Origin of the sequence: Streptomyces albidochromogenes (genome assembly GCF_005981925.1) — a bacterium.
GTDB classification, from domain to species: Bacteria; Actinomycetota; Actinomycetes; order Streptomycetales; family Streptomycetaceae; genus Streptomyces; species Streptomyces albidochromogenes.
Map to the genome: position 1 here is coordinate 1 of NZ_VBVX01000233.1, position 11157 is coordinate 11157.

Here is an 11157-nt window from a genome sequence, read left to right on the forward strand (position 1 = left end):
GGCTTCGTACGGGGTGGACAGGACGACGGTGGTACGGGTGGACACGCCGGCCAGGGACCTGATCCGCGTCAGCAGGTGCTCCAGTTCGAGCGGGGTCGCGACCCGCACCTTGAGGATGTAGTTCTCGTCGCCCGCCACGCTGTGGCACGCCTCGATCTCGGGAACGCCCGCGAGCCGTTCCGAGATGTCGTCGGGGGCACTGGGGTCGAACGGTTTCACCGAGATGAAAGCGGTGAGCGGCAGCCCGACGGCCTCGGGATCGACCACCGCGGCGTAGCCGCGGATGACACCCCGCTGTTCCAGCCTGCGCACCCGCTGGTGCACGGCTGACGTGGACAGGCCCGTGGCCCTGCCCAGGTCGGTGTAGCTCATCCGCCCGTCCTTGACGAGCAAATCCACGATCTGACGATCCAGCTCCTCCATAGCGGGTCAACCTATTGCCCCGGGGGGCCTCAGGCACAGCCGGAACCCCCCTGGAAGGGCACCTGCGGCGGGCATGTGACGAACGCCACAGGTTGTAGGCCGTGTCCTTCGGGCCCACGCGATTACCGCGCGTGCGCGAGGGGAAGTGCTTGCTGTGGTCGAGGCCGCAGCGCCTTGTCGGCCCACCCGAGGGGGAGTGTCTCCATGCAGAACCTGAAGCGCACCGGACGTACCGAACCGGAGCCTGTTGAACGCGTCGACGACGACGAGATCGACGATCTCGACGCGTACGACACCTTTGAGATGTTCCGGGTGATCTGCCCGGACTGCGTCCAGCCGATCGCGTTGCTGGCGGACGAGAGCGTCCTGCCCGAGCACGCGAAGTGCCCCACCCCGTGGAACCCGTTCGGGCTCACGGCGTGCGAGGGCACCGGCCGTCCCGCGGCGGACGCCGCGCCCGCCGACGAGACACTGGACGTCCACGAGCAGGAAACGGCCCTGCTCCTGACGCTCCCTCAGGGACTCGACTGGCGGACCCAGCCGTTCTCGCACGTCGGCGGTCCCGGCTCGCGCCCGCTCAAGGCGTCGCAGCTGCGCCGCGCCGCCTAGCGGCGAACGCCCTCAGGGCGCCGGCCAGTACGTTCCGCGCACCATCGCCTCCAGTGACGCCCGGTGCAGGATCATCGTGTCCGGGTCCTCCGGGACCCGGGCCTCGCCGAAGTGCACCTGCCGGTAGGCGATGCGCAGCATCACGACGGCGTGGCGCAGGGCGGCGTACAGCGTGTGGAACTCCATGTCCCGCGGTGTGTGGCCGGTGAGTTCGGCGTACCTCCGCTCGACGGCGTCGCGCCGCAGGAAATCCGGCAGCCCCGGCTGTCCGAACCCCACCGTGACGTCCTGGAAGAAGCGGTGGAGGTAGACGGTCCAGCCCAGGTCGAGTTCGCGCGGCCCGTACGACGCCATTTCCCAGTCGAGTACGGCGGCGGGTTCGAAGCCGTCGTAGACGATGTTGCCGATACGGGCGTCGCCCCAGCTCAGCACGGCCGGGCCCGGGTCCTCGGGCCACAGCTCCTCCAGCCGGCCGAAGGCGGCCTCGATGAGCGGCGAGCGGGCGACGCCGTCCACGACCCAGGCGTAGTAGGCGCGTTGGGCGTCGACATGGCGGCGCAGCGGATCCCCCGTGCCCGGCTCCGTCAGGAAGCGGGCCTCCTTCGCCGGGAACTGGTCGTGCAGGCGCGCGAGGACGCCCAGCGTCGCGTCCTGCAGGCGCGCGCGCTCGGTGTCGGTGGCGGAGTGCAGCCAGTTCCCCTCGTACGTGTAGGGCATCACGTCGGGCGGCACCCGGCCGGCGGCGCGCTCCATGACGAAGAACGGCGCGCCCAGCGGACCGGGGTCCTCCTCCAGCCACAGGACGCGCGGCACGGGCACGTCGGTGTGCTCGGCGACGAGGCGCATCACGCGGTGCTGGCGGGCCATGTCGTAGACGGGGAAGACGCTGTAGGCGGCCGGGTCGGCGGCGAGCCGCAGGGCGCAGGCGGACACCGGGGCCGACGGGTGGACGAGATCGAAGAGCAGCGTCTCGCTGGACATGCCGTTGGAGGCGGGCGCGGCGACGCCGCCGACCCGCGCCCCGGGCAGCCGGGCGCCGAGCCAGGCGGTCAGGCGGCGGACGAGTTCTTCGGGGTCGCGCGTGGTGGTGCGGGGGCGGGGTGCGGTTGCCATGCCGTACTCCTGTCGTGGGGCGGCGCTCAGGGGGCGACCGAGTCGAAGCCGGTGAAGCCGCTCGGGTCGTGGCGGCCGAAGGTGCCGTGCTCGAAGACGCCGTGGCCGGTCCGGCCGTCGAGGGTGAAGCGGGCCGAGTGGTCGGTGACGCCGTACGCGGCCATGGGGTGCGCCGCGGGGTCGGAGAGGTCGTAGGTGCGCCGGTCCGTCCAGCCGCGCCCCTGCCAGCTGCCGTGCTGCCAGTCCGTCGCCGGCGGATAGCCGGCGCCGACGGCCAGCGGTGAGGAGTTCAGGATCTCCACGCCGAGCTCCAGCGGCTTGCGGTCCGGTCCGGTCAGGTGGACGACGGCGCGCTCGGGATGGCGGGTGCCGGGGCGGTAGGTGATGTCGGTGTGCGGCCAGCCGAGCTGGACGTCGCGCTCGCCCTCGCGCACGAGCAGCGCCTCGTTCAGGGTCCGGTGGCCGTCGGCGTCCTCCTGGGCGATCACCATCAGGAAGCGGTCGTCGAAGCGGGCCGGTATCCAGAGCCAGTGAAAGCCCTCGGGGCGGTGCTCCTCGGCGGCCCGGCCGCCGTCCTCGCCCGGAATCGGCCGCACCCCCCAGCTCCGGTCCCGGGTGCCGGTCCACTCCCCCGCGGCCAGCCGCGTCTCCTCTCCCCCGGCGCGGATCACGCCCGTACAGCCGCCCGCCTGGACGAAGCGACGGCCTTCGAGCATGAGGCGCTCGCCCCGCCGCTGGACGTGGTGCGGCTCCCAGACGGCGGGGAAGTGCGCCGTCCAGCTCACGTCGTACGCGAGGGAGCCGGGGTCGGCGGGGTCGGGGTCGCAGTGGAGCGTGAAGCGGCGCAGCGGCTCGTCGACGGTGATCCGCAGCGGGCCGACGGAGAGGTTCATGCGGTCGTCGGTGAGGGCGTCCGAGGCGCGCACGGCGTGCAGCCGGTCGCCGACGCGCAGGGTGGCGTAGGCGTCGATCACTCCGGCGTTCGGGTACACGCCCAGGCCGGCGATGAGCAGGGCGCGGCCGGTGTGGTCGACGAGGTGGAAGATGCAGCGGTCGTAGGCGTTGCGGTCGCCGGTGGCGACGTGCTTCATCGACAACGGGGCCTGATGGATGGGGTATTCGTCGAGCGCGACGGGACGGTCCTCGGCCACGGCGGTCCTCCTGGGCGCGGGCACAGCGGGATACGGCGTGCGCGTCGCCCGGAGGTGCGGTCCACGGCGGCGGATTTGACGGTACGTCAGAAGCCCCTCCCAGGGCCATACGCGCGTCACCGCCCGGGGCCGGCGCGGGTCCGCCGCCGGGGGGCGCGGTCCGCCGCCCGGGCCGGCGCGGTTCACCGCGCGAACGGACGCCCGAATGGTGTCGGCGATAACCCGGGCGGCCTTGCGGCTGTTGGCCCGATATGACCCTGCAGTACACCCAGGTCGGCGACGGACGCCGGCGTCTCGTTTCCCCGCCCTCCGCTACCGCAGAATCGGTTCCGCATCCCTCGGACCCGCCCCTGTACCGGGCGCTCCTGCGGCAGTGGCACAGCAACGGCCGCACCCTGCCGGGGCGCCGCGATCCGGAGTGGGTCCGGCTCGTAGCGTCCCCGGCCTGGCCGGACGCGGCGCGGCTCAGCGCGTCTCGGGCCCCACGAGACGGCGGGCGATGACCATGCGCTGAATCTGGTTCGTACCCTCCACGATCTGGAGCACCTTCGCCTCGCGCATGAAGCGCTCGACGGGGAAGTCCAGCGTGTACCCGTAGCCGCCGAGCACCTGGACGGCGTCGGTCGTCACCCGCATCGCCGCGTCGCTGCAGAACAGCTTCGCCATCGCGGCCTCCCGCGAGAACGGCCGTCCGGCGTCCCGCAGGCGCGCCGCCGCCAGGTACAGCGACCGGCCCGCCTCGATCTGGGTGGCCATGTCGGCGAGCATGAAGCGCAGGCCCTGGAAGTCGGAGATCGGCCGGCCGAACTGCTCCCGGCCGGTGGCGTACGAGACGGCCTCGTCCAGGGCGGCCTGGGCGACCCCGATCGCGCAGGCGGCGATACCGAGCCGCCCCGAGTCGAGCGCGGACAGCGCTATCGCGAAGCCCTGCCCCTCCTCGCCGATGCGGCGCGAGTCCGGGACCCGTACGCCGTCGAAGTGGAGCTGGGCCGTGGGCGAGCCCTTCATGCCCATCTTCTTCTCGGGCGCCGCGGCGCCCAGCCCCTCGGCGTCGCCGGGCACCAGGAAGGCCGTGATGCCCCGGGGGCCTTCTTCACCCGTACGGGCGAGCACGGTGTAGAAGTCGGCGATTCCGCCGTGCGTGATCCACGCCTTCGTGCCGGTGACGACCCAGTCGTCGCCGTCGCGCACGGCCTTGGTGCGCAGCGAGGCGGCGTCGGAACCGGAGGCGGGCTCCGAGAGGCAGTAGGCGCCGAGCAGGCCGCCGCCGAGCATGGCGGGCAGATGCGCGGCCTGCTGTTCCTTGGTGCCGTAGCCCGCCAGCGCGTGGCAGGCCAGGCTGTGGACGCTGACGCCGAGGCCGACCGTGAGGCGGGCGGCGGCGAGCTCTTCGAGCACCTGGAGGTAGACCTCGTACGGCTGGTCTCCGCCGCCGTGCTCGGCGTCGTACGGCAGACCGAGCAGACCGGCCTCGGAGAGCAGCGCGAAGACCTCGCGCGGGAAGTGCCCGGCGTCCTCCTCGGCTGCGGCCCGGGGGGCGATCTCCCGTTGGATCATGTCGCGCACGAGCGCGAGCAGATCCCGGGACTCCTCGGTGGGCAGCTGACGTTCCACCGGCTGCGGGGCGCGGTCGGGCATGGGGGCGCTCTCCTCCCTGTCGGGCGCTGCGGCGGTCGCGCGCGCAGGGTGTGGCCGCGCCGCCGGTCTCACTGCCTGACCGCCGGCACCCCTCCGGATCACGGAAGTCGCTGGCCAGCGGCTGTGGCGCGTTGAGTATGCCCGATGGATCGACTTCCGTCACGGGGTGGTGGACGGCGCCGGGCAGCTCGGTTCCAGTTCCTCGATCGTACGGAGCGTGGCGCGCAGCAGCCTGGTGAGCAGCTCGCGTACGGCGTCACGGCCGAGCTCCTGGTGACCCAGCCAGTCCAGCGTGACCCCTTCGGCCCCGGTCATCCAGCCGATCAGGGCCAACCGGGCGGTCAGCGGGATGTCGCGGCGGCCGTACGCGCCCTCGGCGAGGGTGGCGATCAGCTCCTCGCGCACCGCGTCCCGGATGGCCTGCACCTCGGTGTCGAAGCCGACGCCGCCGGTGACGATCGTGCGGTACGCCGCCTGGTGGTGCTGGGCGTAGCGCAGATAGCCGTCGATGGTGCGCCGGACGCGCTCGGCGGCCGGCAGGTCGCGGTCGCTGCCGGCCCGGGCGACCAGTTCGGCGACCGACTCCTCGACGATCGCGAGGTAGTAGCCGCGCTTGCTCTTGAAGTAGTAGTAGATCAAGCCCTTGGCGACGCCCGCGTGCCGGGCGATGTCGTCCATCGACAGGGCGTCGTACGACGTGTCGGCGAACAACTTCCGCCCGGTCGCGATGAGTTCGGCGCGGCGCACCTGCGATCGCTCGGTGGAGCCACGCTGTTGACTAATATTCAATACCGGCCCTAGTCTCCAACTGCCACAGGATGTCCGCAGTATGGCAGACCTGCGCGAACTCCCTTTCCCTGTCGGCCTGCCGGCGGATCTCCGCACGTGTGCGACGCAGTTTCGCAGCACCTCCACGCATCACGCACCCCACGCACTCCCCCTGCGCACCGGACGACGTACGGGAGGAACAAGTGAGCGCATCCGAGCAGCCGCCCGCCGAGGGCAGGACGGCATGGAAGAAGGCAGCGGTCGTCGCGACGCCGGCGGTCCTGGCGGTCGCGGTGATGGCGTCGATGATGGGCCAGGGAGCGCTGGCCGCGTCGTTCGCCGTGTCGGGGACGAGCTTCCAGGTGGCGTCGGGAAAGCTGACGAGCCAGGGACTGTCCAGTTACGTCCAGACGGACCGGTCGGCGGACGGCAAGGGGCACCCGGTCGCGCTGCTCGGCATCGGGGACGCCCGGCTCAGCGACATCTGCCAGGCCGCCGAGGTCGACACCCCCGTCGGCAAGGTCGTCTTCAAGCTGACGGCGGGCGGCAAGGCCGGTGAGGTGACGGCCAGCAGTCTGGTCATCGACGCCGAGGACCTCGTCGGCGACGCCCGCTTCGGCACGGCGCAGATCGGCCGGGACGCCTCGACCCTGGACCAGGTGCCCGGGGTCAAGGGTGAGAAGGGGAAGTTCGGGCTGCAGGCCGGGGACATCGAGGTGGCGGGCGTGAAGTCGCACGCCTGGTCGGCGACCGGCGGGAACTTCCGGCTGAAGGGGCTCGGCATCGACGTGAGCCTGGACGGCGAGAAGTGTTTCTGACCCGCCGCCGTCCGGCGCGGTGGCGGCCGGCGGACCGGCTGCCGTACCCGGACGGGCGACGCGCGGCGCGGGCCTGGCGGCGGACCCGCCCGTTCTGGGGCGGGCTGCTGCTGATCCTCGGCGGGGCCGAACTGCTGCTGGTGCCGCTGTCGCCGCTGCCGGTGCTGGTGAGCCTCGGACTCGGCGGGCTCGCGGCGATCGGCATCGGGCTCGCGCTGATCGCGGCGGGCCTGTTCCTGTGGTTCCTGCCGCACACCCGCCACTACGTGAGCGTCCACGCGCTCCTGCTGTCCGTGCTGGCGTTCGCCGCGACCAATCTCGGCGGATTCGTGGTCGGGACGGCGCTGGGGATCGCGGGCAGCGCGATGGGCTTCGGCTGGACGCCCGTACGGGAAGGGCGGGAGGACGCCGCCCCGCCCTCGCGGGACGGGAAGGGGACCCGGACGCTCGCCGCCGCGCTGCCGGTCGTCCTGCTGGCGGCGCTCGGCCAGAGCCCGGTGCGCGGGGCGCCGGAGCCGGGAGACGTCGTCGCGGCCCGTACGCCGCCGGTCGTCACCACGACACTGTTCGCGCCGCACGGCTTCCTGATCGCGGGGGTGCGGGAGGTGCCGACCGCCGGGGGGCCGGTGAGGGCCATCGTGCTCAGGATGCGGTCCGCGTCCCTCACCGACTACCACCTCAGGACCCGCGACGGCCGCGACGAACTGGCCCTGGGGGCGGACACGCTGGAGCTGAGCGGTGATGTCACCCTCTACCTGACCCGGTTCAGCGGCTGCCTGGAGGGCGTCGTCTGCCTCACCTTCACCCCGGACGGCCTGCCGGTGCCGCCGGTGGTCCCCCCGTTCGTCTTCATGACCGACGTGCGCGCCGAACAGGCGCTGGTCACCTCGGACTCGATCGTCACGGACGGGCTGACCCTGGAGGCGTCGGCTACATGAGGCCGGCCTGGGTGACGAACATGGCGAGGACCACCACGAGGGTCCAGCCCATGACGTGCTCCAGGATCTCGGGGCCGTCGTCGTCGGGACCGCCGGTGCCGGCCCTGGACGAGGTGCGGGTGATGTCGGCAGTGGTCGCTGTCATGGCATCCACACTGCCCACCGGGACCGCCCCCGGGGAAGATGACGTTCGTCACGCCCCGGGGCCGGGCGGGCGAGGTCAGCGGACGCCGACGGCGGCGAGGGCCCGCCGCTGAGCTGCCGTGGGGTGGGCGGGCCAGTAGAGGTAGCAGACGCCCCCTGTGCCGGACACCACTTTCCCGCTCGCGTTGTAGCGCTTGGTCCGCAGCCAGATATTTTCCCACTCGCGGCGCTTGTAGACGCGGCGTACGGCCGGGTTGTCCGGGGAGGCGGGGTCGTTCGCGATCACGTCGCCGTCGGGGGTGAAGCCGACGACCGTCATCAGGTGGCCGGCCGTGCCGTAGCCCGCGCCCGTCAGCTCCTCCTCGAGGAAGGACTGCGACGTTATGGCCGGGATGCCGGCGCGGATCAGGGTCTCCAGCTCGGTGAGCGAGTGCAGGCGGGTGACGACGGCGCTCAGGTCGCGGTACGTCGCGGCGTAGGCGGCGTTGAAGGGCCAGTTGCCGCAGCCGCTGTACTGGTGGTCGAAGGTGAAGCGGGCCGCGTGGCAGACCTGCGGGTCCTCGAAGGCCGGGTCGACCCAGGCCAGGTCCTCGGCGGTGGGCCGCCGGCCCCAGTACTCGATGATCATCTGCGACGAGGTGGGGCTGCACCACGCTTCGCCGCCGTTGTCGTACTCGGGGTACTGGCCGATGTGCGTGTTCTGCGAGTAGCGCGGTACGTCCAGTTCCCGGGCGACCAGGGGCCGCGAGGCCGGCACGGTGAAGCGGTCGGGGATGTCGGAGGCCATCGCGCCCACGCGCCACACCGTGGGGGTCAGGCCGGTGCCGGGTCTGCGGTGGAGCGTCAGGCGCAGCCGGTACGACGCCAGGCGCAGGGCGCCGGCCGAGCTGTTCATCGCGAAGGTGTCGGTCCAGACGCTGCTGCGGCCGTCGCTCTGGTCGTCCACGGAGGTGCGTCGGATGTCCGTGTCGCCCGCCGCCCAGCGGCCCATCACGTACCAGGGCGTGTCGGTGCCGTCCGTGTAGGTGCCGCGCAGCGCGACCTCGATCCAGGTGCCGGCCGGCGTGCGGGCGTTCCAGGAGGCGACGGCCTCGGTGGCCGGGACCGCGGAGCGGTGGGCCGGGGAGGTCCAGGTGGCGCTCTCCCAGATGGACGTGGTGCCGGTGTGCGGGTCGGTGTACTCGGTGCGGCCCGACGGCGTACCGATGACGACGCCCGGCCTGCGTCCCGCCACCACGCGGGTGCCGGCGGCCTCCCCGGAGCGCCAGTCCCCGAGCGAGGACCAGAAGCGGTTGTCGACGAGGCGGGGCGGGCCGGCGGCGCCCGCGAGGACGGCGGCCGGGGCGGCGGGCGCCGCCACGGCGCCCACCGCCACGGCGATGGCGGCGGTCAGGACGGTGCGGCGGGAGGTGGATCCGGTCATGGTCATGGCCCCCGAGTCGGATGCGGATGCGCGGGCAGGTGCACGACAGTGCGCCCACTATGGCCGCCGGCGGCCGGCCTCTGCCAGCACCTCGCACCGCGTCGCTCCACCAATATTGGTGTGGACCGGTGGCGTGGGCCGGCGCCGCGCCCGCCGCCTAGGGTGGAGGCGTGGAACCTCTCGACGAGCTCGCCGCCTCGCTGCGCGCGCTGCCGCCCTCCTGCGGCCCGGTGCGCCTGGTCGCCGTCGACGGGCACGCCGGGTCCGGCAAGAGCACCTTCGCCGCCCGGCTCGCCACGGCGCTCGGCGGGGCGCCCGTGCTGCACCTCGACGACCTGGCGACCCACGAGGAGCTCTTCGCGTGGACGGACCGGCTGCGCGAGCAGGTGACGGGTCCGTTCTCGCGCGGCGAGAGCGCCCGGTACGCGGCGTACGACTGGACGCTGCGCCGCTTCGGCCCGGCGCGCCCGCTGGAGCCGGCGCCCGTGGTGATGGTCGAGGGCGTGGGGGCCGGGCGGGCCGCCGTACGGACGGATCTCGCGCGGCTGCTCTGGATGGATCTGGACGCCCGGCGGTCGTGGGCGCGCGGGCGGCGCAGGGACGGGCCGGCGCAGGCGGAGTTCTGGGACGGGTGGACGGCGGCGGAGACACGTCATTTCGCCACGGACCCCTCGCGGCCGTACGCCGACCTGTTGGTACGCCAGTGCCAGGAGGGGTACGAGTGGCTCCCGGGGCCTTACGCGACAGCGTTGCCGAACCATTCCGTCACCGTGGGTGACCGCCAGGGCCCGCCCTCCGGAACGGCCTGAAAACCTCCCCCGTGAGTGCCTCAACTCCGCTTGACCCGGGGGGCGTACAGGTCTTACGTTCTCAATGTGCGGCTTTTCGAAGCCGCCGCAGACGCGAAGCCCCCGGTTGTTCCCCCGTGATCGGGGGCTTCGTTCTGCCCTCGGCCCCCCTCAGGGGCCCCTGGTGGCGCCGTTCGCTCACCCTCGGTCACTGTCTCTGTTGGGCCTGCGCCACCCTTAGTCCGGGACCACCCGCCCAGGTACGATGCCCTTCGGTGCGGTCAATTCCCGTCCGCGACACGGCGGTTCTGAGACCTGCCGCGGGGCGCAGGCCCGGCGGCACATCACGGGGGGCACGGTTCGTGGGGGATGTGACGGATTCCGGCACGCAGGGCGTGAACGCCCCGGCCGACCTCGCCTGGCTGCGCGGTGTCGACGCGTACACGATGGGCGCGTATCCGCAGGCCGAGGAGGAGTTCCGGGCCGCCGTACGGATCGACCCCGGCATGGCCGACGGCTGGCTCGGCCTGCACGCGCTGCGCGTCGACACCACCACCGCGCTGCTGCGCATGTACCGCCACCGCGAGCGCTTCGGCGAGCAGCGCGCCCGGCACCGCCGGACGCTCAACTCCTGGTACTGGCTCGGGTGGTGGGTGCAGCCCGTCCTGGAGAAGCCGCGCGATCTGCTCCTCGCGCACGCCTCCCACTGGCTCGACGGCCGCCACGTGCCCGAGCTCGACCGGGCGCTGGCCGGGCTGCCGCCGGTGGACGCCGATCCGCAGGTGCGGTTCCTGCACGCCTGCCGCGCGTACCTGGTCAAGGACTGGGAGCAGCTCGTACGGCACACCGATCCGCTCGTCGACGACCCGCTGCTCGGCATCGAGACCGGGCTGTTCGGCGGCATGGCGCGGGTGCGGCTGGAGATGTACGGGCAGGCGGAGCCGATGCTGTCGGCGGCACTCATGCGCTGCCGCAGCGAGCAGCCGCAGCGCAAGGAGCTGCGCTACTGGCTGGCCCGCGCGCACGAGGGGACCGGGCGCAGCGCGGCGGCGCTGCCGCTGTACCGGGCCGTGCACCGGGTCGACCCCGCCTTCATGGACACCTCGGCGCGGCTGGCCGCGATCGCCGAGGGCGACGGTTACGAGGACTCCGCCGGCTTCGCCGCCGTGTCGCTGGCGGGGATCGGCCAGGACGCGGCGGACGCGGCCGGCGACACCGAGAGCCTGGCGGGCCCCGAGCTTCCGGAGGGCCGGGACCTGCTGCTCGGCGACGGGGGCAAGCCGCCGCTAGGCGGCGGGCGGGCCGGGCCCTGTCTCTTATAAACATCTCCGAGCCCACGAGACT

The 11157-nt window shown here is 73.0% G+C and carries 11 protein-coding genes and 1 pseudogene; 5 read left to right on the forward strand and 7 right to left on the reverse strand.

The window, feature by feature from the left end:
- A partial coding sequence (locus E2E34_RS25025) for an Lrp/AsnC family transcriptional regulator (RefSeq protein ID WP_138904179.1) occupies positions 1–423 on the reverse strand: 423 nt, incomplete at its 3' end.
- 204 nt (positions 424–627) lie between these two features.
- Between E2E34_RS25025 and E2E34_RS25030 the strand changes: the two genes are divergently transcribed.
- Positions 628–1032, forward strand: a complete 405-nt coding sequence (locus tag E2E34_RS25030) for a hypothetical protein (RefSeq protein WP_138904180.1) — start codon at positions 628–630, stop codon at positions 1030–1032.
- A 12-nt stretch (positions 1033–1044) separates the two neighbouring features.
- Here E2E34_RS25030 and E2E34_RS25035 read toward each other — a convergent pair whose 3' ends face one another.
- From E2E34_RS25035 to E2E34_RS25055, 4 genes are all read right to left on the reverse strand, one after another.
- Positions 1045–2145, reverse strand: coding sequence for a phosphotransferase family protein (locus tag E2E34_RS25035; protein ID WP_138904181.1), 1101 nt, complete (start codon positions 2143–2145; stop codon positions 1045–1047).
- Between the two features lie 26 nt (positions 2146–2171).
- Positions 2172–3296: an Rv3169 family protein gene (locus tag E2E34_RS25040; protein WP_138904182.1), complete on the reverse strand. Its 1125-nt coding sequence runs from the start codon at positions 3294–3296 to the stop codon at positions 2172–2174.
- Between the two features lie 465 nt (positions 3297–3761).
- Complete coding sequence (locus E2E34_RS25050) at positions 3762–4934, reverse strand: acyl-CoA dehydrogenase family protein (protein WP_138904184.1); 1173 nt, start codon at positions 4932–4934, stop codon at positions 3762–3764.
- A 159-nt stretch (positions 4935–5093) separates the two neighbouring features.
- Positions 5094–5723, reverse strand: coding sequence for a TetR/AcrR family transcriptional regulator (locus E2E34_RS25055; protein WP_138904185.1), 630 nt, complete (start codon positions 5721–5723; stop codon positions 5094–5096).
- A 275-nt stretch (positions 5724–5998) separates the two neighbouring features.
- Between E2E34_RS25055 and E2E34_RS25060 the strand changes: the two genes are divergently transcribed.
- Entirely contained in the window at positions 5999–6520 is a 522-nt protein-coding gene (locus E2E34_RS25060; RefSeq protein ID WP_425573357.1) for a DUF6230 family protein, read from the forward strand.
- A complete protein-coding gene (locus tag E2E34_RS25065; RefSeq protein WP_244316073.1) occupies positions 6511–7458 on the forward strand; it encodes a DUF6114 domain-containing protein in 948 nt (315 codons plus the stop codon). Before E2E34_RS25060 ends, E2E34_RS25065 begins: the two co-directional genes overlap by 10 nt.
- On the opposite strand, the gene E2E34_RS25070 is transcribed toward E2E34_RS25065, so the two are convergent.
- Complete coding sequence (locus E2E34_RS25070; protein ID WP_138904187.1) at positions 7451–7603, reverse strand: SCO1431 family membrane protein; 153 nt, start codon at positions 7601–7603, stop codon at positions 7451–7453. The two genes, E2E34_RS25065 and E2E34_RS25070, sit on opposite strands and share 8 nt — an antisense overlap.
- 75 nt (positions 7604–7678) lie before the next feature.
- Entirely contained in the window at positions 7679–9025 is a 1347-nt protein-coding gene (locus tag E2E34_RS25075) for a C39 family peptidase (RefSeq protein WP_138904188.1), read from the reverse strand.
- A gap of 170 nt (positions 9026–9195) precedes the next feature.
- Between E2E34_RS25075 and E2E34_RS25080 the strand changes: the two genes are divergently transcribed.
- Positions 9196–9834: a uridine kinase family protein gene (locus tag E2E34_RS25080; protein ID WP_138904189.1), complete on the forward strand. Its 639-nt coding sequence runs from the start codon at positions 9196–9198 to the stop codon at positions 9832–9834.
- A 341-nt stretch (positions 9835–10175) separates the two neighbouring features.
- Positions 10176–11108: pseudogene (locus E2E34_RS25085) on the forward strand (AAA family ATPase); the annotation flags it as partial.
- Between the last annotated feature and the right edge of the window lie 49 nt (positions 11109–11157).

What these genes read in the sequence shown, in the direction of transcription:
- E2E34_RS25030 (WP_138904180.1), top strand. Translation starts at nt 628, where the DNA reads ATGCAGAACCTGAAGCGCACCGGACGTACCGAACCGGAGCCTGTTGAA.
- E2E34_RS25035 (WP_138904181.1), bottom strand. Translation starts at nt 2,145, where the DNA reads ATGGCAACCGCACCCCGCCCCCGCACCACCACGCGCGACCCCGAAGAA.
- E2E34_RS25050 (WP_138904184.1), bottom strand. Translation starts at nt 4,934, where the DNA reads ATGCCCGACCGCGCCCCGCAGCCGGTGGAACGTCAGCTGCCCACCGAG.
- E2E34_RS25060 (WP_425573357.1), top strand. Translation starts at nt 5,999, where the DNA reads ATGGCGTCGATGATGGGCCAGGGAGCGCTGGCCGCGTCGTTCGCCGTG.
- E2E34_RS25070 (WP_138904187.1), bottom strand. Translation starts at nt 7,603, where the DNA reads ATGACAGCGACCACTGCCGACATCACCCGCACCTCGTCCAGGGCCGGC.
- E2E34_RS25075 (WP_138904188.1), bottom strand. Translation starts at nt 9,025, where the DNA reads ATGACCGGATCCACCTCCCGCCGCACCGTCCTGACCGCCGCCATCGCC.